Genomic DNA, 24,529 nt, shown 5'->3' with positions numbered 1-24,529 from the left:
ATAATAAGTTACACGTTGGTGAACACCCAAACGTTTAGTCAGTTGAGGTTCACACGACATTGTCCAGCAAACCTACCCCTTCGAATAGCCTATGCCGGCACATAGAAAGTTTTGGGAAAAAAACCTTCTCGTAACGTGGGGTCGCAAGATTATAGAGAAGTCACGAGTAAAGATCGACCCCTTTATGTGATTTGGCCTGGTTTTTTCGCGACCGGAGCGCGCCCTGGCGCATCCACGTCAACCCTCTCCCGCCGGGAGAGGGAGAAAGGCGCGTTACGGCATATGAGGGCGCTTTAAATACTCCTCGCTCTGCATTTCCTGCAGGCGTGACAGGCAGCGCTGGAACTCAAATTTCAGGCGTTCTCCCTGGTAGATTTCGTGCAGCGGCACCGCCGCGCTGACCGCCAGCTTAACGTGGCGCTCGTAGAATTCATCAACCAGCGCAATGAAACGCCGCGCCTCGCTCTCCAGCTGCGTCGTCATAACCGGAACATCAAAGAGCATAACGGTATGAAACAGGCGAGACAGCGCAATGTAGTCATGCTGGCTCCTCGCATCTACGCATAGCGTAGTGAACGACGCCGCCAGGGTCTGGTTCTCCACGCCGAGCGTGGGCAGGGAGCGGTGGTTAATCTCCAGCGTAGGCATCTGCTCGCGCTTAGCGCCGGCCAGCGCCAGCCACAGCTTATCCATCTGCTGCTGGGTCTGAGCGTTGAGCGGCGATAGCCAGAGGTGGGCCTGAGTGAGCGTACGTAAACGGTAATCAATGCCCGCATCGACGTTCATGATATCGCAATGCTGCTTGATCGCCTCGATAGCCGGCAGGAAACGGGCGCGCTGCAGGCCGTTACGGTACAGATCGTCCGGAGGAATATTCGAGGTCGCCACCAGCGTGATGCCGCGCGCAAACAGCGCCTTCATTAACCCGCCCAACAGCATGGCATCGGTAATGTCTGAAACAAAAAACTCATCAAAGCACAGCACATCGGTTTCCGCCTTAAAGCGGTCGGCAAGGATCTCCAGCGGGTCGCTGTGCCCCTGCAGCGCAATCAGCTCTTCATGAACGCGCAGCATAAAGCGGTGAAAGTGCAGGCGCTGCTTACGCTCGCCGGGCAGGCTCTGATAAAAGAGGTCCATCAGCCAGGTTTTACCGCGCCCCACGCCACCCCACATGTACAGGCCGCGGGCGGAGCCCGTTTCAGGCGCAGGCTCACGCTTGCCAAGCAGTTTGCCTAATTTCGCCCGCAGGCCGCCGCTTTGCGGCGTCGGCGCGGGTTTTGCCTGCAGTTCATGATAGATAGTATCGAGGCGGCTTACCGCTTCTTGCTGGACGTCGTCGGGCTGATGAGAGCCCTCTTTAAGAGCTAAAAGGTAACGCGATGTTGGGGACAGGCTTTGCATGATCTAATTGTTATTCCTTGAAAATCGTAACGTCAAAGCTCACGATTGTCGAAAAAAAGGCCGTTCTACACTACGCGATGATACGCCAGGATTCCACTTCTGTGGAATTAGCGGTTATAGTGGCACTATCGGGCGCAGGCGGAGAGCCTCATAGCCACCCTACGGAACCACAAAACAACGGGAGATGTACATGACCTGGGAATATGCGCTAATTGGGCTAGTTGTCGGTATCATCATCGGTGCCGTCGCCATGCGTTTTGGCAACCGCAAATTACGTCAACAACAGGCGCTGCAGTTCGAACTCGAAAAGAATAAAACAGAGCTTGAAGAGTATCGTGAAGAGCTGGTCAGCCATTTTGCTCGCAGCGCTGAACTGCTGGATAACATGGCCGATGACTATCGCCAGCTGTACCAGCATATGGCAAAAAGCTCCAGCAACCTGCTGCCGGATACCATGGCGGAGGCCAATCCGTTCCGCAACCGCCTGGCGGAATCAGAAGCCGGTAACGATCAGGCGCCGGTCCAGATGCCGCGCGACTATTCTGAAGGCGCATCCGGCCTGCTGCGCGGCGGTGCAAAACGCGACTAATCCTAAGGTTAGCGTAAAAATATTTTCCGGGCGCACTCTTTGCGCCCGTCTTCCCCCCTACATCCCAGCTACAATTTAAAACATTGACCACGTTGTTACCTGGTCGAAAATTCAATAACATCAGGCCATTCGGGACGATTTTCCACACACCTCAGGTTACGAGAGCCAGCATCTAATGAAGAAACAGACTTTGCTGTTGAGTGCGTTAGCGTTAAGCATAGGGTTATCGTTGTCCGTTTTACCTACGGCTACGGCGTCGATCCCCACGCAGGTACCGGGCCAGGGGGCGCTACCGAGCCTTGCGCCGATGCTGGAAAAAGTGCTGCCTGCGGTGGTAAGCGTCCAGGTTGAAGGCACCGCCTCCCCTGCGCAAAACATGCCGGAAGAGCTGAAAAAATACTTTGGCGACAATGCGCCGCAGGAGCAGGCTCAGCCTTTTGAGGGTCTTGGCTCTGGCGTTATCATCGACGCGGAAAAAGGCTATGTGCTGACGAATAATCACGTCATCAGCCAAGCACAAAAGATAAGCGTTCAGCTAAACGATGGCCGCGAGTTTGATGCGAAGCTGGTCGGCAGCGATGATCAAAGCGATATCGCCCTGCTGCAGCTGCTAAAACCGACCCATCTGACGCAAATCGCTATCGCCGATTCCGATAAGCTGCGCGTGGGTGATTTTGCCGTCGCCGTCGGCAACCCCTTCGGTCTCGGGCAGACCGCCACCTCAGGCATTATCTCCGCCCTCGGCCGCAGCGGCCTGAACCTGGAAGGGCTGGAGAACTTCATCCAGACCGATGCCTCTATTAACCGCGGTAACTCCGGCGGCGCGCTGCTGAACCTGAATGGCGAACTTATTGGTATCAATACGGCGATTCTGGCGCCGGGCGGCGGCAGCGTCGGCATCGGCTTCGCCATTCCCAGCAACATGGCGAAAACACTCGCTCAGCAGCTGATTCAGTTTGGCGAAATCAAACGCGGCCTGCTGGGAATTAAAGGTACTGAAATGAGCGCCGATATCGCCAAGGCGATGAATATCGACGTTCAGCGCGGCGCTTTCGTCAGCGAGGTGTTGCCGAACTCCGGTTCAGCTAAAGCGGGGATTAAATCCGGGGACGTGATTGTCAGCATGAACGACAAGCCGCTCAACAGCTTTGCCGAACTGCGGTCGCGTATCGCCACCACCGAGCCGGGAACGAAAGTGAAGCTGGGGCTTCTGCGCGACGGTAAGCCATTGAATGTTGACGTCACGCTGGATAAGAGTACCTCTTCCAGCGCCAGCGCCGAGCTGATCATCCCCGCCCTGCAGGGCGCATCGCTGAGCGATGGCCAGATGAAGGACGGCACCAAAGGCGTGGTTGTTGATAACGTCGATAAAGCCAGCCCGGCGGCACAGGTCGGCCTGCATAAAGACGATATTATCATCGGCCTTAACCGCGAGCGCATTAGCTCTATCGCCGAGCTGCGCAAGGTGCTGGAGAGTAAACCGGCGGTCATCGCACTTAACGTGATGCGCGGTAACGAAAGCATTTATCTCCTGCTGCGCTAATGCTCAGATCCGGACATCGCGATCGCCGCGATGTCCGGAATATCGGGCGACGGGACGCAGCCTGCGCACCGGTAACGTGAAAGACGACGCCTGTAAGTCGTGCTATGCTGCGCCTGTCCATTAATCAACGATACCTGCATCATGCCTGGAAAGCTTTTACGTTCAGTACTCATTGGTTTGATCGTCGGGGGTCTGCTGCTGGCCGCGATGCCCTCGCTGCGTCAATGGCATCTGACGACGACGACCCAGTACGATAGCGCGGATGAATCGCCCGTCAGCTATAATCCTGCCGTCCGCCGGGCTGCGCCTGCGGTGGTCAACGTCTATAACCGCGCCCTCAACGGCACCAGCCACAATCAGCTGACTCTTGGTTCCGGCGTCATCATGGACCAGCGCGGGTATATTCTGACCAATAAGCACGTCATTAACGACGCTGACCAGATCATCATCGCGCTGCAGGACGGCCGCGTCTTTGAAGCCCTGCTGGTCGGTTCGGATACCCTCACCGATCTGGCGGTATTAAAAATCAACGCCAACGGCGGTCTGCCGGTTATCCCGATTAATCCGAAACGCGTGCCGCATATTGGCGATGTGGTTCTGGCGATTGGTAACCCTTATAACCTCGGGCAAACCATTACCCAGGGGATTATCAGCGCCACCGGTCGTATCGGCCTTAACCCGACGGGTCGACAAAACTTCCTGCAAACCGATGCCTCTATCAACCACGGTAACTCCGGCGGCGCGCTGGTCAATTCGCTGGGCGAACTGATGGGCATTAACACGCTGTCATTTGATAAAAGCAACGATGGCGAAACGCCGGAAGGGATCGGTTTTGCGATCCCCTTCCAGCTGGCAACGAAGATCATGGATAAGCTGATCCGCGACGGCCGCGTGATCCGCGGCTACATCGGCATTAGCGGCCGTGAGATCGCGCCGTTACACGCGCAGGGCGGCGGGATCGATCAGCTGCAGGGGATCGTGGTTAACGACGTTGCGCCGGACGGTCCTGCGGCTCAGGCCGGGATCCGCGCTAACGACGTGATCATCTCGGTAAATGACAAGCCCGCGGTTTCCGCCCTCGAAACTATGGATCAGGTTGCTGAGATCCGTCCGGGTTCAGAAATTCCGGTGGTGATCATGCGCGAAGATAAGAAAATCACGCTGCATATCGCCGTGCAGGAATACCCGGCAACCAACTAAAGCCCGACAGGCCGGGCTTTAGCTTTTGATACTGACGTTAACGTCAATCAGGCGTTAACGTCGATCATCGTCTTAATTTCATTCGTCATCGGGAGCGTCCATGCTTCCTGGGCGCGCGCCAGCGGCAAACGTCTGCTTATCAAAATATCGGCGTTCAGCCTCTGCTCCTCCAGCGCCGCGATAACCGCAGGCCAGGTGAATTTATAGCGCATAACCCCATGAATGGTGACTTCACGTTCTATCACTGCCGACATGGGAAAGCCGCCCACCTGTTCACCCACGCCGATTATGATTGCCCGCCCGCCGGAAAGTACGCTCAGACAGGCGTCGTGGCGCACGGACTGTACGCCCGTGCATTCCAGCAGCACGTCGTACTGCCTGTCGTTATCGGCCAGAGTGCTCAGCGTTTCAGCCCCCAGCTCATGGGCAATTTTGCGCCGCCCCTCCTGAGGCTCAACCAGCACCACTTCCGTGGCGCCCAGCGTTTTAGCAACCTGAACGGCGAATAACCCCACCGGGCCGCCGCCGGTAACTAACACCCGGGAACCCAGGCCAATCCGTCCTTTTTGCGCCCCTGCCAGAGCGACTGAAATCGTTTCGACCATCGCCGCCGCGCCGTCGCTAATGGCGTCGCTGATAGCGTGCGCGTTGCCTGAAGGGACGCACAAATACTGCTGCATGGCGCCGTAGGTGCCCGGCACGCCGAAAAACTTCTGCGTCGGACAGATATTATAATTGCCCTGCACACAGTGCCGGCAGCGGCCGCAGGGTACCAGCGGATCCACCGATACGCGCTGCCCGACGCGGTGCGGCGAAATTCCCTGCCCCACCGCCACAATCGCACCGCCAAACTCGTGTCCCATAATCATCGGCGCGGTAATCATTTCGCTGCCGCAGCGCCCGTCGAAGTAAAAATGCTTATCTGAACCGCACACGCCGACCGAGCCGATTTTCAGCAGCACTTCCCCGGCCTGCGGCTGCGGCACGGCGGTAGTCCGTAGCTCAAGGGTTTCTTTCGCCATCAGGAACAGCGCGCGCTGGCTGTCCGGAATCTCCGTTTTTAATTCCATAACGACCTCTCAGTCTGAGTTGATTTTATTGAGCAAAACGCCCGAAGAAGCGGCATTGCGCGAATTGAACTGCCCGTTAAGCAGGCTCTGTTCGATATCCTCCAGCGTTCTCCCCCGCGTCTCCGGGGCGTAGCGCCACACAAAGACCCAGGCGAGCGCATTGACCACCGCCAGCGCGCCGAACACCAGGCCGATGCCAAGCGCATCCGCCGTGAAATAGAGCAGCAGGGTGACGAGGAAATTGACGACCCACAGCGCAAACGAACACAAAGCTGTGCCTTTTCCCCGCACGCCAAGGGGGAAGATTTCGGCGCAGTACAGCCAGGTCACAACCGACAGGCTGCCGCCGTTGAAGGCGAAATATCCCAGCAGGCAGGCCAGCACGATAATTTTATGGCCGTCGCTCAGCAGCTCCTGCGCGTGGGCGGACCAGGGCAGCAGCATCGACATCACCGCCAGCACCACCACCGCGCCGGGCAGGCCAATCAGCATCAGGCGCCGCCGCCCGAGCACGTCCAGCAGCCAAATCCCTAACAGGGTGAATACCGTGAGCACCACGCCGATCCCGACGGAGCCGAGGATCGCCACCGACTTGCCAAACTGCGCCATCACCAGCAAGGAAGGGGCGTAATAGATGATGGCGCTGATGCCGGTAGCCTGAGAGAAAATAGCGATGCCCAGACCGGCGACCAGCGCGGGCCGCACCCAGGGCTGGAACAGTTCTCTCCAGCTCGACTGCTGGTCCTGATGCAGCCGCTCTATCTCCTTTACTTCCTGAGCGGCTTCGTGCCCGGTGCGCCCTACGCGGACGAGGATTTCCTCCGCCCGTTTAGCCTGCTGCTTGCCCACCAGCCAGCGCGGGCTTTCCGGCAGATACAGCATCATCACGATAAAAATCACCGCCGGGATAACCGCCAGCCCGAGCATCCACTCCCAGGCCCCGGATGGACCAAGCAGATAGCCCACGGCGTAGGCCAGCAGCGTGCCGACGCAGATCATCATCTGGAACAGCACGCCCTGAGCGCCCCGCCGATGGGCAGGCGCCAGCTCGGCGATATACATAGGAACAATTTGCGAGGAGCCTCCGACGCCCAGACCAAGCAAAAAACGCATGACAATCAGCATATTGAGGGAGGTCGCTAAAGCGCAGCCGAGAGCGAATAAAGCAAACAGTATTGAGATGACGATGACGGTTCTGCGCCGACCCAGACGATCCGAGAGCGGGCCGGTCAGCAGCGCGCCAAATATCGCGCCGAGAAGCGTGGCGGAGGTGACCACCGACTGCATAAAGGCGTTGTCCGCGATGGCGAAATCCTCGCGCAGAAAGAGCAAGGCGCTGGCAATAATGCCCGTGTCGTAGCCGTACAGCAGGCCGCCGATGCTTGCCCCGATGGCGACCAGAAAGCTGTAGCGTCTGCCGTGGGCGACGGCCGTGGGAGGGGTCGATAACGTGTTCATATTAACCTCACAAGAGAATAGTCAGGCTCCCCGGGCCAAATTTCGGCAAAGGGAGGCCAGGCGATAGCGGGTATCACAAAAAAGTAAGGATTAAATGGGAGAAAGCGGGCTTCCCACAGGTCGTACGGCGCGCGACAGCAATTGGATCAGGACGATCGTGCGCCTGAAGATCACACCTCGTGGACAGGGATCTTCAACAGCTGCCCAAGTTTATGAAACGCCTGGGCGTGGTATCCCCGTCCCATCGCGCAGTGATGGGTCGGGCCGCAGGCGGACCAGTCATCCACAAAAGCGCGCAGCCCTTTGCGGAAGCGGAACAGGGCGTTCGTATCCCCAAGCTGCAGCGTTTTGCCTTCCACAAGCTCGCCCTCGGCCAGCACCAGCATGTACTGACCGTCGGCCCCCTGAGTAACGGAAGCCAGGGTTACCGGCCCGGTGGCCGGGGTAAACTGGGTCAGAAAACCGCTACCCGGCTTGCCGTGGAAGACGGAGCTCATTTTGAGCAGGGATTTTTCATCGGCGATGTCCGGATCGCCTGCCCCGCTGTGCCCGACGATGCAAAGATCCTGATTGAAATCCATCGAATACAGCTCGGTCAGCGTTGCGCTGCCGGCCAGGGATTTCATCAGCGTCAGCGCGATCGCCGTTTTGACGTCGGCCTCAACCGGGCAGGCGATCCCTTGCCGGGTCAGCATGGAGAAGACCGGATTCGACGCGGAGATAATCTGGTGCATATAGCCGCTGGGCTGCACCTCGAAGTGGTTCGACAGCGCAATCAGCCGGTGCTCATCAACCAGCCTGCGGGTGGCCAGATAGACCTCAATCATTGAGGTCAGATGCTGCTCATCCAGATCCTCCGGCAGACGGAAAACCTCTTTCACTTCCCGGCCCGCCCGCTCGATGTCGTCCTGGTTAAAGCCGTGGGCGATATTGGCTGCGATATCTTCCCAGTTCAGATGCTTCACGTAGCTGCCGAAGGTGCGGAAAATCTGCGTCTCATCGACGTTGAGATCCATCATCCCCGGATACGGACGGCCAAGAATGCCGATGTTCCCCGACTTCAGGCGACGGCAGGCGTTGGCCGCGTCGCACCACTGGCTAATCTTCTCATCAAGGATGGTATCTCCTTCAAGGTAGCCGGAAACCACCGCAAAAGGATGCTCGAAACGGCGCAGCACGGCGGTCATTTCGGGCAGCCCGGCGCAGGTACAGCCTTTGCCCAGCCAGTCGTCTATCGTCTGCGTTTGGTCCAGATCCAGCGCGGGAACCGACTGCACGTTCAGCAGCACCAGCGTCACGTTGCCCAGCGCGCGCACTACCGGCAGCAGGGACTCGGACGAGGCGTAGGTTGTCAGGTGGCAGAAAATAATATCCACGTCTTCCGCCTGAAAGCGCAGCCCCGCCTCCCGCGCCCTTGCCGGATTGTCCACCATGCCTGCGGCAACGACGTCGCGCGGCGAGAATTTCTCCAGCAGCCGCTGATGATGCTCCATCAGCCGCTCTTTCATGCCCGAAAACTGCGACCAGTACGCTTCAAGGCCGATGGCGAAAATACCAATTTTTGCACTCATAAAGGTTCTCCTTTGCGGTTATACAATCCGGGTAGCCGTCACGCCGAGCAGGCTGGCAAGCTTTTCAAGCGTCGCACCGTGGTGCCCGATACCGATGGCGCAGTGATGAGCCGCCCCGCCGCGCGACCAGCTTTCGGTGAAGGCCCGGGCGCCGCAGGCGAAGCGGTAGCGACTGTTGGTATTGCCGATATCCAGCACTTCTCCCGCCAGTGATTCTCCTTCGGCGTACTGCAAAATCACCCGGTTGTTAACGTCCTCCACCACCGACAGGAAGGTGACCGGCCCGTTGCGTACGCTCATCTGGATCGAGATCCCTTTGCCGGGCTTACCGTGATAAACCGGCAAAGGCACGAGGCGCACTTCACCCTCGGCCATCGCCGGATGAGCCGGGCCGTCATGCCCCCACAGCACGACGTCATCATCGAAATCAATGCCGTAAGGTTCGGCAAATGAGCCTCCGGCCCCGAGTAAAGAGAGAATTTTCATCGCGATAACGTTTTTAACTTCGTACTCTCCGGCGACCGGAATATCCCGACCGGTAAGCAGCGTATTGCCCAGAATCAGCGAGGTGACGATATTTTCATGGGCGCTGCCCGGCGTGCCTTCGTAGTAGTACGCCAGCGCGTGCAGTTTGTTTTCCCGGACCAGGTCGTCGAGGGCGACGGCGGTGTGCGTTGCCCGCAGCAGTTCCTGCTCATCACAGCTGTCATCGATGACCAGCTTTTCCCTTATTTCCCGCCGCTTCTCTTCTATTTGCCTGTCGGAAACCTGCTCGCGCCAGCTCAGCAGCTCGCACATCTCCAGCGGCTGGAAGCGAACGCCCAGCTTCGCCGAGAGGTTCGTCATGTTGGAATAGACGTCGTACATGCCGTTGTAGTAATGGCCGAGCACGCCAATCTGCGTCTGCGCCAGCTGCTTTTTCAGAGTCAGCGCCGTCAGCCAGGCGCGGGTTTCCCGCCAGACGTGGGGATCGTTGTGCAAAGCTCCGACGATCATTTCCCAGCTAATCCCGGCGCGATTAAAGACGTTCGCCAGCTCCGGCGCGCTGCACGCCTGGCAATGCGCCAGCCACTCGCCGGTGCGCGCCCCGCGATCGGGCAGATCGCGAATCACGCTGTACGGCAACGTGCGCTCCGGCTGGAGGGCAAGGATCAGCACCGGCACGCTGAACTGCTGCACCAGCGGCAGCACCGTGGAGCTCAGGGCATAGGTGCTGATGGCGATCACGATGACGTCCGGCGAAAACTGCCTGAGGCGCAGGGCCAGCGCATCGCTTTTCTCCAGCGAATCCACCAGCCCGCCGTTCAGCACAGTCAGCGACGGCGCAGAGAGCTGCTCTTCAATCTCCTGCAGATAGCCCAGCAGGCGCTGTTCGAGGCCGCTGAACTGCGGCCAGTAGGTGTTGAGCCCGATACCAAACAGCGCGGTATTAAGCGTGGCGGGTGCGTTCATAGGTTGTCTCCTGATGAGGATAAATCGTCTGAGAAAGGAAAATGTCCGCGTCCCAGCCCCCGCGCCTGAAGCGCTCGTCGACAGTGGCTGGGGGACTGGTTAAAGCTTTTCTGAAAGATGACCGAGAAGTAGTTGCTGTCGCTAAAGCCGCTCACCGCCGCCACTTCTGCAATGGAGAGTTCGCTGGTGCCGAGCAGCGTTATGGCGCGGCACAGGCGGCGCTGCATCTGGTAGCGGCTGATGGTCATACCGGTTATCTGTTTGAAGGCGTCGCGCACCGAACGCGGAGAGAGCTGATGCTGCGCGCAGAGGGATTCCAGCTCAAATTTCTCATTCAGCCGCGAGCCGAGGCTGGCGATGACCAGATCGATATCCTGGCGGGCGTGAGAGGCCAGCTTGTCCGGCGCGTAGCGGTGGCGCATCAGCAGAAGCACCAGTTCGAGAAATATCGACTCGCTCAGGCGTAAAGAAACGGGGTCCCGCCTGCCGCACTCGCCGGCCAGACGCTCAACGTGCTGGCGGATCAACGCCAGCGACTCCCGGGTTAATCGCCAGCTACGGCTTTGCTGGTGGGTTTCCGTGCCGGGCAGCAGATTGTGCCAGTCGGTGCCCAGGCGCAGGCGGTCGCGGCAAAACAGAATGTTGCCCAGCTCGAGGTTATCGACCGACTGATAGTAATGGCTATCCTGCTGGGTCACATACAGCACGTCACCGTAGGTAATGCGGTACGGCAGTCCGTTCCAGATGTGTAATCCGTTCCCGCGCCAGACAATAACGATTTCGTCAAAATCATGGCGATGCAGAGGAAAGATATCCTGCGGGCAGCGGTGCTCCACCGCCACCGGATGGGCGGCACTAGTGAAGTAATCACTGCGCTTGAGCATTAAGGAGGTCATGTTTTTCCCGGTGATGGCGGCAAGGTGGAATCAATATAAGCCAGCCAAAAGCCGGGCCGCCTTAAGAGCCGGGTGGAAATTCGGGCGGGGCGTGACCAAAAAATCAAGAATCAGGAAGGGATTGCCGAAGTTGCAGAGGCGATCACATTTTGATAACAATCAACAGCGGGGCGAAACGGCGGAGGCTTTAAAAACAGCGAGCGGGCAAGGCTGCCCGCTCGTTTACATCATTCGCAAATCAGAACGATCACTTATTAACGAAATCTTCGCCCAGGGCGATATCTTTCTTCAGCGTATCGAGCATGCCTTCCAGCGCCTGCTGTTCAAAGGCGCTGAGCGTGCCTATCGAATGGCGCTCTTCCACACCATTTTTGCCTAACAGCAGCGGCTGTGAGAAGAAGCGAGCGTACTGACCATCGCCTTCAACATAGGCGCATTCCACCACGCCCTTCTCACCCTGCATCGCGCGGACCAGGGAGAGGCCAAAACGGGCTGCCGCCTGACCCATAGAGAGCGTTGCCGATCCGCCACCGGCTTTAGCTTCAACGACTTCAGTGCCGGCGTTTTGAATGCGTTTAGTGAGGTCTGCCACCTCTTGTTCGCTGAAGCTTACGCCAGCAATCTGTGACAGTAATGGCAGAATAGTGACGCCCGAGTGGCCGCCAATAACCGGCACTTCGACATCGGATGAGGATTTACCTTTCAGCTCAGCGACAAAGGTATTAGAGCGGATAATGTCCAGCGTGGTCACGCCAAACAGCTTGTTCTTATCGTAAACGCCGGCTTTTTTCAGCACTTCCGCCGCAATAGCCACCGTTGTGTTCACCGGGTTGGTAATAATACCGATGCAGGCCTGCGGGCTGGTTTTGGCAATCTGCTGAACCAGATTTTTCACGATACCGGCGTTAACGTTAAATAAATCGGAGCGATCCATGCCTGGCTTACGCGCAACGCCAGCGGAAATCAGCACCACATCAGCGCCTTCGAGCGCCGGGGTCGCGTCTTCACCGGAGAAACCTTTGATTTTTACATCGGTAGGGATATGGCTAAGATCAACCGCCACGCCCGGAGTTACCGGAGCGATGTCGTACAACGAGAGTTCTGAACCTGAAGGCAGTTGGGTCTTAAGTAGTAGGGCAAGCGCCTGGCCTATTCCACCAGCGGCGCCGAGGACTGCAACTTTCATCCTAAACTCCTTATTATGGTTAATATCGTCTTTCGTTACTCCGTCGCCTGGACCTTAATTCACAAGATGAACAATTACAATAAGTATGGTTGAAGAATGCGTTCTGGTGCGCAGCGATGCATCCGCTTCGCATTTTCATCCCTGAGACTGGCCATCCAGCAAAACGTAGTACCGGACCGACTAGTGGTTACAATACACCCAGCCTGTTCGGCAAAACAACACCAATCTCATAACATTTAATTTACTTTTACAGCTATTTACGCGCTGTGATGAAGGCATGTTCCTTATCAGGGTTATTTGCTAAAATATGCCCCCTTCATAACATTATTTACTTTATCCCCTTGCGGATTATTTGCATAAAAATTCATGATTATGCATAATGATGTTGTTTTTACCACCATAATCTGGGTGACTTATGCGAAGTTCGGCAAAACAAGAAGAACTGGTTAAAGCATTTAAACTGCTGCTTAAAGAAGAAAAATTCAGCTCTCAAGGTGAAATCGTCCAGGCGCTGCAGGAAGAAGGTTTCGATAATATCAACCAATCGAAAGTTTCTCGCATGCTCACAAAATTTGGCGCGGTACGAACCCGTAATGCCAAAATGGAAATGGTCTACTGTCTGCCTGCCGAGCTTGGCGTTCCGACAACCTCCAGCCCGCTGAAAAACCTGGTCCTGGACATCGACTATAACGATGCCGTCGTGGTTATCCATACCAGCCCAGGCGCAGCGCAGCTCATCGCGCGTCTTCTCGACTCCCTGGGTAAAGCGGAAGGCATCCTTGGCAGTATCGCGGGTGATGACACCATCTTTACCACCCCGGCCAGAGGATTTACCGTCAAAGATCTGCACGACGCGATTCTGGTCCTGTTTGAACAAGAACTCTAAGCCCTCTCCCTCTGGCTGACGCCGGAGGGCCCTTCAAAAAATGCAGCATTTCTTTAACATTTAGTGTGGTTTTTCACTCCTATACATTCCTTTACTGAATGAAAGGGCCGAAAACGCACAAAATATCAAATACATCCATCCTTATGATTTTATTAGAAATAGCGGGAACCCGTGGCTAATAAATGACATTTCTAATTCTTATACGTTATAAAAAAGACATTTCTATGTAATTATTTACACGCAAAACAATTAGCACGGTATTAATATTTTTGGTGATTAGTGTATACTTGATTTTGTGATGAGGGTCACGAAACAAAGAGCTCTCAGTAATAAGATTCGACGAGGTGAACATCATGAAAATCAAAACAACCGTAGCTGCACTCAGTATCCTGTCCGTACTCTCTTTTGGCGCTTTCGCCGCTGATTCAATCAACAGCGATCAGGCTCAAAGCCGTCAGCCAATCGGCACCGTTTCCGTCGGCGCGGTAAGTGCTTCCCCGATGGATATGCATGAAATGCTGAACAAAAAAGCGCAGGAGGAAGGAGCTTCTTCCTATCGCATCATCGAAGCGCGCACCGGCGACCACTGGCACGCGACGGCAGAACTTTATAAATAAGTTTTAACGCTTATCGGTTATTCACTGAATACAGAATATCTCCAGCGGCCCAGGTACATAACAAACCTCCCGCCGCTGCAATCAACATGGTTGGAGTAAAAATTATGAAAACTGCAATGATCATCGCATCCCTGGGCCTGGCCTCCGTACTCTCTTTCGGCGCAAGCGCCGCCGTACAGCAGGTCAACGCCGAACAGGCTCAAAACCTACAGTCTATGGGCACCGTTTCTGTCTCGCAGGTAGGCAGCGCGCCGATGGATATGCGCCAGGAACTGGCGGCTAAGGCCGCTAAAGAAGGCGCCAGCAGCTACCGTATTATTGAAGCCCGTACCGGCGATACCTGGCACGCTACGGCTGAGTTGTACAAATAAACCCTCGTCGTCTTATCCGACGACTTGCCCCCGCCCGTCGGGGGCTTTTTTATGCCTGTCTGGCATTAAAACGTAATTCCCCTTCCAGCTCTTCTTCCGCTTCATCAAACAGCAAAATCAAAGCGCCAAAGCGCCGACGCTGCTTATCGCTCAAATGAATAAACTCAATCTCTAACGGCAGCGGCAGCAGGCCGCCGGTGGTCACTTCCCAGAGCGAGTCCAGGTTGTTTACCCTCTCCCGGCTCAGCTCAAAGACGCGGGAAAACTCACGATAGAAATCCTGCTGTTCCGCTATATCATCGAAATCAAACGTGTAGACCGTCATCGCCCGCCCCCGCTTAAACCCGCCGCCATTCCCCGCTAAATACCATACCGCCGGACGGTCGCTTTGCCATCCTTATATTTCTGAATCGAAGGGGTCCCGTTGATGAGTAAGTATAGCGATAAAAAAACCGACGCTTCAGGCGTCGGTTTTGGTCTTTAGCTATTCGTCAGCACATGCTGATACTTGCGCAGCATCTCCACCAGCCGTCGGACCGGCTCCGTCACCTGCGGCGACGCTTCCCAGAGCCGCAGCTTCTCCTGATAAATATCCAGCTCGTCGAGCAGGCGGGAGAAATAGCGCCGACGCTTGTCATCATTGCCTGCGGAGATTACGTGATCCGCAGTACGACGCAGCTGGCGATGGTATGCCGACAGATCGTCATTAACCGGCACCGGCGCATCCCGCAGGCGCTGATGGGCAATAATCAGCGTCAGCGCTAAGCGGAAACGGGCAATATCGTCCGGGAACTTGTTCAACAATAAGAAGAGCTGTTGATAGAGGGCCGGCAGATGGTTCTCTTTGCGCCTGGCGGTATTGGTGGTCAGCGATGAGACCGCTGCCGAGACAAACTGATTGAGCAGAACGCGCCCGGTGCGCGCCCGCGAATTATCTCGCACCAGCAGGATAACCATCAGCGCGAGGAAACAGCCAACTATCTGACCTAACGCGCTGTCAAGGAACTGGCTGAACTGGAACTGCATCGGGTTATCCAGCACCAGGATATTGATGGTGCCGGCCAGCGCCCCCATCGATCCCAGCCGCCGCTTCTGTACTTCAATCCCAATGAAGAATGCCATCACCGCCAGGCTAATACACAGCAGCAGCATGCTTTGCTGGGTCGCGGGCATAATCACGAGGAAGAAAAACGCCCCCAGCGGTAGAGCCGCCAGCATCCCGTAGAGGAAGTCCAGTGCCACCATGCGCGGGTTCGGCAGGCGCATCGCCAGCGCCGTGACCACCGCGATCATCACCATTGCCCCGCTGCCGGAGGTCCAGCCGGTCCAGAGCCAGAACAGCGTGCCGAGAATGCACGAAATGGAGGTGCGCCAGAAGTTCACCATCGCATGATGGCGCTCGGCCGACTCGGCTTTCATCACCACTTCGCCCTGCAGCACTTCATCTTCAATACGGCTAATTTTGGTATTGCCGACAACGCCCCTTTTTAACAACAGATAGCGCGTGGCGGCCCCGACCCAGCTATAGATCGTTACCGGCGTATTATGCTCCCCTTTCCAGGTCAGAAAACGGCGCATTCTCTTCAGCTGTCGATGTACATCCTGCACGTTCTCAACCGGCTCGGCGAAAAGCTCGCGGTAATCATCCGTCACCATTTCCGGGCGTGAATTCTGGATTAAGTAGGTCTCGCAGGCCTGGGTAATCAGCGTCAGGGAGAGGGTATTAATCGCCTTCAGGCGCTGGTTGACCTTCGCCCAGCGCGAGGATTCCATAATCAGGTTTCCGCGCATACCTTCCAGCGCGCTGGTCCGGCGTACCAATGCTCCCCAGGCTTTATCCACGATTTCGCTGTCGCCATGCGCCACGCAGAGCTGCATCAGGCGATAGTGTTCAACCAGCAGGTTATCCAGCTCCAGGTCGATCTCTTTTTTGATCGACCGCGGCGAAAACAGCAGGTCCGCCACAATGGCGCTGACAATACCGACCACAATCTCGCTGCAGCGCTCGACGGCAAACTGCGGCGCCAGCATCGGATCGGTATGAATGGTGATAACAATGATCAGCGCGGTATAGCCCGCCAGCCCCCAGGCGTAGGAGTTTTCAACCCGCACCAGAGAAGAGATCCAGGTGCAGAATCCGGCCCACAGGCAGCACACCAGCATCATCAGCAGCGGGGCGCGAATCATCAGGATGATAATGGCCAGCGCCGCAATACAGCCGATAAAGGTACCGACAATACGCAGCATCCCACGATAGCGGATGGCGCCCGAATAGGGCTCCCCTCCGGCCGCGAATGCCGGACCCGCGGCAACGATCGCCGCCGTCAGCACCGCCCAGCGCGGGGTTTCCAGCTGAAAGTGGAAGCCAACAAAGAGCGCCAGCACCACTGCGCAGGCGAGCTTAACGGCGAAACGGAGATGCCGGGGGGCAATAGTGAAGATCCCCATGACGATTAACCAAACTCACGCAGGCGCATGGCCAGTTTCTGGAAGAAATTCGCCTGCCGGGCGTCGCGGTCCTCTTTGCCGGTGATCACCACCGTTGCGGTGGTCCCCGCCGGCCAGATATTCCCCTGCTGCCGATCGAGGCGAATTCGCACCGGTACGCGCTGCGCCAGGCGCACCCACTCAAGGTTCGAGTCCACGGAGGCCATGCCTTTTGCATCGCTGCTACTGCTGGCGTTGGTCACCCCGGCGGCAATACTGTCAACCGTTCCCTTGATCGTGCGGCTGCTGCCCAGCGGGGTAATCTCCGCCCGGAAGCCCGGACGCACGCCTTCCAGCTTGGTCTCTTCGAGATAGGCCATCACGTAGAAGGTATCCTGTTTCACCAGCGCCACCGCCGTAGAGCCGCGGGTAATAAATTCACCGCCGTAGACGTTGAGGTTGGTCACCCAGCCGTCGGCCGGCGCGCGGATAACCGTCCGCTGAAGATCGAGCTTCGCCAGATCGCGACTGGCTACCGATTTCGCCAGCTGGTGTTCCACCGTTTGCAGGACGTTATTGGCCTGATCTATCTCTTCCCGGGACATTGCCTGAACGCCGAGCCGATTACGACGCCCGGCTTCAACGCGTTTTTCCTGGGCCAAAGTTTGATAATAGGAGACGTCGGCCTCGGCCTCTTCAAGCGCCTTCTGGTAACGCGGTTGGTCAATCACGAATAAAACCTGACCTTGCTTAACCAGCTGGTTATCCTTGATATTAACCTGCGAAATCAGCCCCGAGACGTCGGGAGCGATGGCCACGATGTCGGCGCTAAAGCGCGCGTCGCGCGTCCACGGCGATGCGGTGTAGTATACCCACGCGCGAAAAATTGCGACAAATGCCAGGATAACCAGTATCACAGTGATTGCGGTACGGAAGATATTTCTTGTTAGTGTTTTCACATCAACCTCAAACGAACAAACGCGATATCAGATAAAAAAGGCAGCAATATAACGCGGTATTAAACAGTGCAGGGTGCCAGACGAAGTCATAGATACCGGTAGGAACCAGCAATCGGTGCACCAGCCAGAAAATGGCCAGCGATATTAACAGCTCAAAGAAGATCGGCGGAAACGACAAGCCGAAAATCACGATGACAGGAAACAGACTCATGATGACCTTGATAAGAAGCGTGCAGGTGGTAAGCGTGAAGCATTTATTATGTAGCTAACAATATAGTAACGTAACAATTGCAGCATGATCTATATTATGTGATCTAAATCACTTTTAAGTCAGAGTGAACAATGGAACGACTAAAACGCATGTCCGTTTTTGCCAAAGTGGTAGAACTGGGTTCATTTACCGCCGCGGCCCGCCAGCTCCAGATGAGCGTTTCTTCAATCAGCCAGATCGTATCCAGGCTGGAAGATGAGCTGCAGGTAAAGCTGCTCAACCGCAGCACCCGTAGCCTTGCCTTAACGGAAGCCGGGAAAATTTATTACCAGGGCTGCCGCCGAATGCTGCTTGAAGCCCAGGACGTGCATGAGCAGCTTTACGCGTTTAACAACACGCCCATCGGCACGCTGCGCGTCGGCTGCTCTTCAACTATGGCACAGAATGTCCTGGCCCATATTACCGCAGGCATGCTCAAAGAGTACCCCGGACTGTCGGTCAATCTGGTCACCGGGATCCCGGCGCCGGACCTGATTGCCGACGGTCTGGACGTGGTTATTCGCGTCGGCGCGCTGCAGGATTCCAGCCTCTTCTCACGTCGTCTGGGGTCGATGCCGATGCTGCTCTGTGCGGCAAAGAGCTACCTTCAGCAGGCGGGGATCCCGGAAAAGCCGGCGGATCTCGCCAGCCACTCCTGGCTTGAATACAGCGTGCGTCCGGATAACGAATTCGAAATCATCGCCCCGGAAGGGATCTCGACGAAGCTGATCCCCCAGGGGCGCTTCGTCACTAACGATCCGATGACCCTGGTGCGCTGGCTGACCGCCGGCGTCGGCGTCGCTTACGTTCCGCTAATGTGGGCGATCGAAGAGATCAACCGCGGGGAGCTGGAGATCCTGCTGCCAAGCTACCAGTCGGATCCCCGCCCGGTGTACGCGCTGTACACCGAAAAGGACAAGCTGCCGCTGAAGGTACAAGTGTGCATTAACTACCTGACCGAATATTTTGTCGAGGTGGCGAAAATTTATCAGGGAATGCACGGCCGCGGGCTTGACCATTAGCCGGTGGCCGCTGGAGATAACGCGCTGCGGGGTAAGTACAGGAAAGGTTACGCCTTCGACGAATGCGAAGGCGTATTGAAGAGACTCAGGCAGTGCCGCCGACGGTGAGCTTATCGACCTTCAGCGTCGGCTGGCCGACGCCAACCGGCACGCTCTGGCCCTCTTTACCGCAAACGCCAACGCCGCTATCCAGCTTCAGATCGTTCCCCACCATTGAAATCTGCTGCATGGCTTCAATCCCGGAGCCGATAAGCGTCGCGCCTTTCACCGCCCTGGTCACCTTACCTTTTTCAATCAGATAGGCTTCAGAGGTGGAGAAAACAAACTTACCGGAGGTGATATCAACCTGACCACCGCCGAAGTTTGGCGCAAAGATACCGTAATCAACCGATTCGATAATCTCCTGCGGCGTCGATTTACCCGCCAGCATGTAGGTGTTGGTCATACGCGGCATCGGCAGATGCGCGTAGGACTCGCGACGGCCGTTACCGGTAGGCGCAACGCCCATCAGGCGGGCGTTGAGCTTGTCCTGCATATAGCCTTTGAGAATACCGTTCTCAATCAATACGTTGTATTGACCCGGCGTTCCCTCATCGTCAACCGCCAGCGAACCGCGGCGATCGGCAATGGTGCCGTCATCTACCACGGTACAGAGCTCTGATGCCACCAGTTCGCCCATATGGCCGCTGAATACCGAGGTCCCGCGACGGTTAAAGTCGCCTTCCAGGCCGTGGCCTACCGCTTCATGCAGCAATACCCCGGGCCAGCCCGCGCCTAATACCACCGGCAGCATGCCGGCCGGGGCCGCAACGGCGGACAGATTAACCAGCGCCATGCGCACGGCTTCTCTTGCCCAGGCGTCAGCACGAACCTCGCCTTCTTCACTGCCGAGAAAATAGTCGTAGCCAAAACGTCCGCCGCCGCCGCTGGAGCCGCGCTCGCGTTTGCCATCATCTTCCACCAGCACGCTGACGGAAAGGCGTACCAGCGGTCGAACGTCCGCCGCCAGCGTACCGTCGGTCGCCGCAACCAGGATCAGTTCATACACGCCGCTGAGGCTGGCAGAAACTTCCTGCACGCGCTTATCGGCGGCCCGCGCCGCTTTGTCTACGCGACGCAGAATGTCCAGCTTCTCTTCACGGCTCATGCTTTGCAGCGGATCGATGCTGGCATACAGCGGGCTATACTCCACCGCCCCAAGAGTACGAACCTTACCGTCGCCTCTGTCGCGTACGATGGTACGCGCTGCCTGCGCGCTTTGTTCCAGCGCCAGCAGGCTGATTTGGTCAGCATAGGCGAAGCCGGTCTTTTCGCCGCTTACCGCGCGAACGCCGACGCCCTGATCGATATTATACGAACCATCTTTGATGATGCTGTCTTCCAGAACCCAGGATTCGTGATAGCTCGACTGAAAATAGAGATCGCCGTAATCAAGACGGCGCTCGGCCAGCTGGCCAAGAATGGCAAAAAGGTCCTGATGGTTCAGGCCGTTTGCCGACAGTAATTGTTCACTTACCAGGTTCAGACTCATCGTTTGCTACTCATTTGTTGCCGCCTGTCAGGCGGAAATAGGTACCCTAAATAGTTCAGGTTGCAGAAAGGCGCCAGCTGAGAGTCCTCCGGCAGCACAGAATAACCATGCGACCGGGGCGAACAAGCGTAGCCAACGCATCTGTAGCTTGAAATATAACGGGTATAGAACGCTATATATTGAGAGTGCGATAATTCCCCGCAATCGTCAAATCATTGCTTTTTGTCGCTACGCGCCTGACGCAGCACTTCATTGATTTGCGGCTGATCGATAGGACCAGTGATGCGATAGCGCAGGATAGACACTTTGTTCCACAGCGGCCCCAGCACCTTACTGGCCGCAAAAACGGCGGCGCCGACGATCGGGTTAATCACAAAGGCCGTCGCCACGCCGACGGTCGCCGAGATTTCCGGCGCGACAACGGCCTGCAGATCCAGCTGGCGGCGCACGAGGTCCACCGAGCCTTTCATCGCGATATCCGCCTCCAGGCCATCCACCAGCGTATCATCGGTATTCATTACGCCATCTTTAATCCATGCCGTGCTGCGGATCGAATCGAAATAGAACCCTTCGCTGAAGGTATCGCTGAAGTCGAAACGCAGTTTACGCAGCAGCGCGTCCACGCTTAGCAGGCGCAGCAGCTGCCCGGCGTGACCGGTGCTAATGTCGGTAAACTCGCCTTTTCCAAGATGGCTTTTCAGAACCCCGTTAAGCGAGGCCACATCCGGCTGCCACGGCGGCGCGCGCCAGTGCAGATCGTAGTCGACATCAAACGACGAGCCTTTCACCGGCGTTGATACGCCAAAGAAGCCGACGAAAGAGTCCGTTTTATTGCCGTGGAGCTTACCTTTCAACGACGTGCGTACGCCGTTTGCCGCATTGACCCACACGCCATCGGCGGTCAGACGGCCGAAGCCGGTATCCACCAGCCCGTTTGCAAGGGTTAGCTTATCGCCGCTAATCGCAAAGTCGCCGTCGATACGCCCGTATTTTTGCCCCCACAGCCAGCACTCCGCGCAGCGGAGCTGAAGATCCGGCCAGCCGCGAAAATCGATGCGGCTATCGGCTAAAGGATTGCTGCCGCCCGGCGCCGCATCGCTCTTCTGAGCGGCGGCCGGGTTGTAGTAGAGGTAGCGAATGGCCGCCAGCCACGGGGCGTTTTGACGCATCGTCAGGGAAGCGTTAATTTCCCGCCCCTGTGCTTCAACCTTCGAACCACCGGCCTCCGGACGCGAGACCAGGCTAACGTTATTCCAGCTCTGCCCGGCAAAGGTCAGCGACGGCGTTCGCAGGGTAATTCGCTCGGGGAAGATGATATTGCTGCTGACCTCATTGGCCGCACCGCCCTGGAACAGAGCCAGCCACTGCGCCCCATCCATCGGCGGCATATTGAGCTCTACGCCAGCCTGCTCGGGGAGCGGAGAAACGGCCTTGCTGTCGGAGGTTAAAATCGCCCGATCCAGCGTCAGCTTGCGGTTCAGCAGCCAGCGGCTGTTGATGTGGTTTTTGGCGCCGATGGAGCCGGTCAAATCAAAGCTGTTTAGCCCGCCCGCGACGTTGATTTTCACCGGCAGCGCTTCGCCTGCCGGCTTGTCTACGGGTGTAGGTAAGTGACTGCTCACATTTTTCAGATCGCCGTTGATATCGACCTTATAGCTTGCGCTGCCGCGATACGGCAGCTCAATCGCCACCTTGCCGTCCCACGGCAAGCTGCCGCTCAGCGCTCCATCGATAGCTTTCGGCAGCAGGCCGGTTCGCGACGGCTGCCAGCTGGCGTTCATTCCCACATCAACCAGGAAGGCTTTCGGCCCCTCGGTGGTGGAAAAATTAAGATTCAGCGGCTGATTAAACCAGCTGGCGCTCATCTCCTCGCTTTTCAGATCGCCGTTCACAAAGCTGAACTTACCGCTCAGGTTGTTTAGCGTCGCATCGATGGGCTTGATAAACAGGCTGTTATTCTTGAGATTCACGTCGCCTTTGGCGGTCGTCAGCTCACCGTCCAGCGGAATGTCGAGATGTAAGCGAGCACTCACACCACCATCCAGCTGCAGCTCATCCAGCGCGGCGCCCAGCGTCTCCTTGAGCGGCGTCTCTTTGAAATAAGGGCCAACCTCTTTGCCCGCACCGTTGATATCCGCGTCGATCAGCAGCTTTTCCCGCGAATAGTCAGGGATCGCCGCATCAAGGTTGCTGGCGGCCACCTTGCCGAGCATGACCTTATCGGCCTTCATCCACAGCCCGTTGTTGATAAAGTCGAGGTTGATGTCCAGACCGGTCAGCGCCGGCCAGTCCGGCTGGAAAGCGAAGGTGGCATTGGTCAGCGGTACGGAAACCTGGAACTGGCCTTCGTTGTGCAGATAGGGGAACAGGTGCGGGTTGCCGCCGTAAACCAGCGTGGCATCGGTGGACTGGCCGCCTTGAATCGCGCCGCTGAGGTAGTCCACCAGCTCTTTGCCCATCAGGTTTTCCGGGAAATAGCGCCACGCCTGACCGCCGTCATTGGTGCTGATCCCTGCCAGAATGCCCAGCCACGGTTCATCACCCTGCGGCTGTAAATAGCGGAAACCGCCCCGGGCACGCACGCCGGTTGCCTGGACGTCAATATTGCGCCCGTCGAGCATAAAGCCCTTTTCATTTTTCACCCAGCTAAGGGTCGCGTCGCCCTGAGCGATTTCCAGCGGCGCGCGAAATACCGTTTCATAGGGCATTTTCGCCTGCGTCATGCTGGCATGCAGGGAGCCGTTCTCTACGCTCCCGGCGACGCTGCCGGAGAAATGCTCCACGCCGGGCAGCAGCTTCCACTGCTTCCACGAGAAATCGCTCCAGCTGGCCTGGAAGCGGGATTCTTCCGCCGCCTGCAGCGGGATATCCAGCGCCAGAAGATTAATTTTGCCGTTTGGCTGGGTGGTACGCCAGATTTCGCCGAGCGCAGGCGCCAGCTTATCGGCAAAAGGCTGTAGCCCGGTCAGACCGTTCAGCTCAAGGTTGCTCGCGCGGATACGCAGCTCGTCGCTCCGGGAATGGCCGTCCCCGCCAACGTCCTGCGCCGGGATCCACGCCATCGCCAGCGCCCCGCGAGGCCAGGACTTGCCATCAATAGAGATTCGCGTATCGGGGATGTGGAAGCCCCAGCTCTGCTTATCGCGGAAGATGTGCGCCGTCAGGTTATCCACCGCCAGCCGATGGGGCTGCGTATCCCCCTGCCAGCTGGCGCCGCCTTTTTTCAGCCACACGTCGCCGCCGGCGATATCGCCTTTGTCGATACTCATCCAGCCTTCAAGGCTAAAACGCGCGCTTTGCAGGGCGATATTGTCCTGCATCCAGCGGCCCAGCCACGGCTTCACGTCAATATCATCCGCCTGCAGCCATACGCGCCCCTGGTTCAACAGGCCGTTTTCATCGCGCAGATCCATCCGCACCTTCATCACCCCGTGCTGGCCGTTCAGGCTGGAAAGGCTCAGCTCGCCTTCCGCGCGATGGCGATTTTTACCGTTCAGCCAGGTAAGCTGCGGAATGGCCAGCTCGGCGCGCTGGCCGGAGAGGGTCACGAAGCTCAGGTGGCTGTCGCGGAGAATGAAGTGATCGAACTGGCGCAGGAACAGATCGCCGATATGGTCGGTTTTCAGGCTCTCGCCGCCATCGTTGGTCTGGATCGGCGTGTTGGTGTGGATTTTTAACTGCCAGAAGGTGAGATCGCGAAACTGCCAGCGCATGTGAAGCAGGCTTTGCCATACGTCCAGCGCGAGGGTGACGCGTTTAACCGACAGCTCGCCGCCATCTTTGAGGCCGGCTTTGACATCGCGGACGTCCAGCGTGGGGCCAAAATTCTGCCAGCTGGCGCTCAGCCGTGAAGCATCGACCGGAGAGCCGGAGATCGCGGAGATTTTCTCCAGCAGCTGGGGACGCCATGCGTCAAGCTGCGGCAACACGAGACGCAGACCGCTCACCAGCAGTGCGATGACAACAATCAATGTCGCCACGGTGAGCAGTAATATCCCGGGCAGTCGCCTCACGCATCTCTCCTTGTCAAACTATTACACCTCATCCTTCAGCTGCCCCTCAGCGCTGCGTTCATTCGTGCCGGCCGGCCAATGCATCAC

General features: G+C 57.2%; 20 protein-coding genes. 7 read left to right on the top strand and 13 right to left on the bottom strand.

The genetic code is table 11. The features are described 5' to 3' along the window. Positions 1–273: 273 nt before the first annotated feature. On the bottom strand, positions 274–1,401 hold the full coding sequence (gene zapE, locus QFI97_RS03930) for a cell division protein ZapE (protein WP_346430606.1): 1,128 nt from the start codon (positions 1,399–1,401) through the stop codon (positions 274–276). Between the two features lie 190 nt (positions 1,402–1,591). Here zapE and zapG point away from each other — a divergent pair, with 190 nt between their 5' ends. From zapG to degS, 3 genes are all read left to right on the top strand, one after another. After that, entirely contained in the window at positions 1,592–1,990 is a 399-nt protein-coding gene (gene zapG, locus QFI97_RS03925; RefSeq protein WP_095099966.1) for a Z-ring associated protein ZapG, read from the top strand. Between the two features lie 175 nt (positions 1,991–2,165). After that, positions 2,166–3,533, top strand: coding sequence for a serine endoprotease DegQ (gene degQ / locus QFI97_RS03920; RefSeq protein ID WP_095099969.1), 1,368 nt, complete (start codon positions 2,166–2,168; stop codon positions 3,531–3,533). A 141-nt stretch (positions 3,534–3,674) separates the two neighbouring features. Then, on the top strand, positions 3,675–4,733 hold the full coding sequence (gene degS / locus QFI97_RS03915; RefSeq protein WP_095099972.1) for an outer membrane-stress sensor serine endopeptidase DegS: 1,059 nt from the start codon (positions 3,675–3,677) through the stop codon (positions 4,731–4,733). Positions 4,734–4,780: 47 nt separating this feature from the next. On the opposite strand, the gene QFI97_RS03910 is transcribed toward degS, so the two are convergent. The 6 genes from QFI97_RS03910 to mdh all read right to left on the bottom strand — a co-directional run bounded on the left by QFI97_RS03910 (position 4,781) and on the right by mdh (position 12,366). Then, a complete protein-coding gene (locus QFI97_RS03910; protein WP_346430605.1) occupies positions 4,781–5,803 on the bottom strand; it encodes an alcohol dehydrogenase catalytic domain-containing protein in 1,023 nt (340 codons plus the stop codon). A 9-nt stretch (positions 5,804–5,812) separates the two neighbouring features. Continuing rightward, on the bottom strand, positions 5,813–7,261 hold the full coding sequence (locus QFI97_RS03905) for a sugar porter family MFS transporter (RefSeq protein WP_095099978.1): 1,449 nt from the start codon (positions 7,259–7,261) through the stop codon (positions 5,813–5,815). A gap of 170 nt (positions 7,262–7,431) precedes the next feature. After that, positions 7,432–8,832, bottom strand: coding sequence for a sugar isomerase (locus QFI97_RS03900; protein ID WP_346430604.1), 1,401 nt, complete (start codon positions 8,830–8,832; stop codon positions 7,432–7,434). Between the two features lie 18 nt (positions 8,833–8,850). Continuing rightward, positions 8,851–10,284, bottom strand: a complete 1,434-nt coding sequence (locus tag QFI97_RS03895; RefSeq protein ID WP_346430603.1) for an L-fucose/L-arabinose isomerase family protein — start codon at positions 10,282–10,284, stop codon at positions 8,851–8,853. Beyond that, on the bottom strand, positions 10,281–11,180 hold the full coding sequence (locus QFI97_RS03890) for a helix-turn-helix domain-containing protein (protein ID WP_065907145.1): 900 nt from the start codon (positions 11,178–11,180) through the stop codon (positions 10,281–10,283). The genes QFI97_RS03895 and QFI97_RS03890 overlap by 4 nt, the downstream gene beginning before the upstream one ends. A gap of 247 nt (positions 11,181–11,427) precedes the next feature. Beyond that, positions 11,428–12,366: a malate dehydrogenase gene (mdh, locus tag QFI97_RS03885; RefSeq protein ID WP_095099988.1), complete on the bottom strand. Its 939-nt coding sequence runs from the start codon at positions 12,364–12,366 to the stop codon at positions 11,428–11,430. 415 nt (positions 12,367–12,781) lie between these two features. On the opposite strand from mdh, the gene argR reads away from it, so the two are divergent. From argR to yhcN-B, 3 genes are all read left to right on the top strand, one after another. Beyond that, positions 12,782–13,252 (top strand): transcriptional regulator ArgR, encoded by a 471-nt coding sequence (gene argR / locus QFI97_RS03880; protein ID WP_041147448.1) that lies wholly within the window; start codon positions 12,782–12,784, stop codon positions 13,250–13,252. 353 nt (positions 13,253–13,605) lie between these two features. After that, positions 13,606–13,869 (top strand): peroxide/acid stress response protein YhcN, encoded by a 264-nt coding sequence (yhcN, locus tag QFI97_RS03875; RefSeq protein WP_095099991.1) that lies wholly within the window; start codon positions 13,606–13,608, stop codon positions 13,867–13,869. 104 nt (positions 13,870–13,973) lie between these two features. Next, entirely contained in the window at positions 13,974–14,240 is a 267-nt protein-coding gene (gene yhcN-B / locus QFI97_RS03870; RefSeq protein WP_095100131.1) for a DUF1471 family stress response protein YhcN-B, read from the top strand. Positions 14,241–14,289: 49 nt separating this feature from the next. Here yhcN-B and QFI97_RS03865 read toward each other — a convergent pair whose 3' ends face one another. The 4 genes from QFI97_RS03865 to aaeX all read right to left on the bottom strand — a co-directional run bounded on the left by QFI97_RS03865 (position 14,290) and on the right by aaeX (position 17,837). Continuing rightward, the gene (locus QFI97_RS03865) at positions 14,290–14,565 is read right to left on the bottom strand and encodes a barstar family protein (RefSeq protein WP_095099994.1); all 276 of its coding nucleotides are present in this window, start codon (positions 14,563–14,565) and stop codon (positions 14,290–14,292) included. A gap of 155 nt (positions 14,566–14,720) precedes the next feature. Beyond that, complete coding sequence (aaeB, locus tag QFI97_RS03860) at positions 14,721–16,688, bottom strand: p-hydroxybenzoic acid efflux pump subunit AaeB (RefSeq protein ID WP_095099997.1); 1,968 nt, start codon at positions 16,686–16,688, stop codon at positions 14,721–14,723. Positions 16,689–16,693: 5 nt separating this feature from the next. Beyond that, a complete protein-coding gene (gene aaeA / locus QFI97_RS03855) occupies positions 16,694–17,626 on the bottom strand; it encodes a p-hydroxybenzoic acid efflux pump subunit AaeA (protein ID WP_095100000.1) in 933 nt (310 codons plus the stop codon). Positions 17,627–17,633: 7 nt separating this feature from the next. Continuing rightward, positions 17,634–17,837, bottom strand: a complete 204-nt coding sequence (aaeX, locus tag QFI97_RS03850) for a p-hydroxybenzoic acid efflux pump operon protein AaeX (protein ID WP_004868260.1) — start codon at positions 17,835–17,837, stop codon at positions 17,634–17,636. Between the two features lie 131 nt (positions 17,838–17,968). On the opposite strand from aaeX, the gene aaeR reads away from it, so the two are divergent. Further along, complete coding sequence (aaeR, locus tag QFI97_RS03845) at positions 17,969–18,898, top strand: HTH-type transcriptional activator AaeR (RefSeq protein WP_346430602.1); 930 nt, start codon at positions 17,969–17,971, stop codon at positions 18,896–18,898. A gap of 85 nt (positions 18,899–18,983) precedes the next feature. Here aaeR and tldD read toward each other — a convergent pair whose 3' ends face one another. Together tldD and yhdP are read right to left on the bottom strand one after the other, a co-directional pair. Beyond that, positions 18,984–20,429, bottom strand: a complete 1,446-nt coding sequence (gene tldD / locus QFI97_RS03840; RefSeq protein WP_095100006.1) for a metalloprotease TldD — start codon at positions 20,427–20,429, stop codon at positions 18,984–18,986. A gap of 212 nt (positions 20,430–20,641) precedes the next feature. Then, positions 20,642–24,442, bottom strand: a complete 3,801-nt coding sequence (gene yhdP / locus QFI97_RS03835; protein WP_346430601.1) for an AsmA2 domain-containing protein YhdP — start codon at positions 24,440–24,442, stop codon at positions 20,642–20,644. Positions 24,443–24,529: the final 87 nt, after the last annotated feature.

The organism is Klebsiella scottii, assembly GCF_036561945.1.
GTDB lineage: Bacteria > Pseudomonadota > Gammaproteobacteria > Enterobacterales > Enterobacteriaceae > Klebsiella > Klebsiella scottii.
Note: the sequence above shows the minus strand (reverse complement) of the source record. Positions and strands in the feature narration are given on the sequence as shown.

Excerpts from the sequence above, each read along its gene's own strand:
- zapE (WP_346430606.1), bottom strand. The coding sequence starts at position 1,401 with ATGCAAAGCCTGTCCCCAACATCGCGTTACCTTTTAGCTCTTAAAGAG.
- zapG (WP_095099966.1), top strand. The coding sequence starts at position 1,592 with ATGACCTGGGAATATGCGCTAATTGGGCTAGTTGTCGGTATCATCATC.
- degQ (WP_095099969.1), top strand. The coding sequence starts at position 2,166 with ATGAAGAAACAGACTTTGCTGTTGAGTGCGTTAGCGTTAAGCATAGGG.
- degS (WP_095099972.1), top strand. The coding sequence starts at position 3,675 with ATGCCTGGAAAGCTTTTACGTTCAGTACTCATTGGTTTGATCGTCGGG.
- QFI97_RS03910 (WP_346430605.1), bottom strand. The coding sequence starts at position 5,803 with ATGGAATTAAAAACGGAGATTCCGGACAGCCAGCGCGCGCTGTTCCTG.
- QFI97_RS03905 (WP_095099978.1), bottom strand. The coding sequence starts at position 7,261 with ATGAACACGTTATCGACCCCTCCCACGGCCGTCGCCCACGGCAGACGC.
- QFI97_RS03900 (WP_346430604.1), bottom strand. The coding sequence starts at position 8,832 with ATGAGTGCAAAAATTGGTATTTTCGCCATCGGCCTTGAAGCGTACTGG.
- QFI97_RS03895 (WP_346430603.1), bottom strand. The coding sequence starts at position 10,284 with ATGAACGCACCCGCCACGCTTAATACCGCGCTGTTTGGTATCGGGCTC.
- QFI97_RS03890 (WP_065907145.1), bottom strand. The coding sequence starts at position 11,180 with ATGACCTCCTTAATGCTCAAGCGCAGTGATTACTTCACTAGTGCCGCC.
- mdh (WP_095099988.1), bottom strand. The coding sequence starts at position 12,366 with ATGAAAGTTGCAGTCCTCGGCGCCGCTGGTGGAATAGGCCAGGCGCTT.
- argR (WP_041147448.1), top strand. The coding sequence starts at position 12,782 with ATGCGAAGTTCGGCAAAACAAGAAGAACTGGTTAAAGCATTTAAACTG.
- yhcN (WP_095099991.1), top strand. The coding sequence starts at position 13,606 with ATGAAAATCAAAACAACCGTAGCTGCACTCAGTATCCTGTCCGTACTC.
- yhcN-B (WP_095100131.1), top strand. The coding sequence starts at position 13,974 with ATGAAAACTGCAATGATCATCGCATCCCTGGGCCTGGCCTCCGTACTC.
- QFI97_RS03865 (WP_095099994.1), bottom strand. The coding sequence starts at position 14,565 with ATGACGGTCTACACGTTTGATTTCGATGATATAGCGGAACAGCAGGAT.
- aaeB (WP_095099997.1), bottom strand. The coding sequence starts at position 16,688 with ATGGGGATCTTCACTATTGCCCCCCGGCATCTCCGTTTCGCCGTTAAG.
- aaeX (WP_004868260.1), bottom strand. The coding sequence starts at position 17,837 with ATGAGTCTGTTTCCTGTCATCGTGATTTTCGGCTTGTCGTTTCCGCCG.
- aaeR (WP_346430602.1), top strand. The coding sequence starts at position 17,969 with ATGGAACGACTAAAACGCATGTCCGTTTTTGCCAAAGTGGTAGAACTG.
- tldD (WP_095100006.1), bottom strand. The coding sequence starts at position 20,429 with ATGAGTCTGAACCTGGTAAGTGAACAATTACTGTCGGCAAACGGCCTG.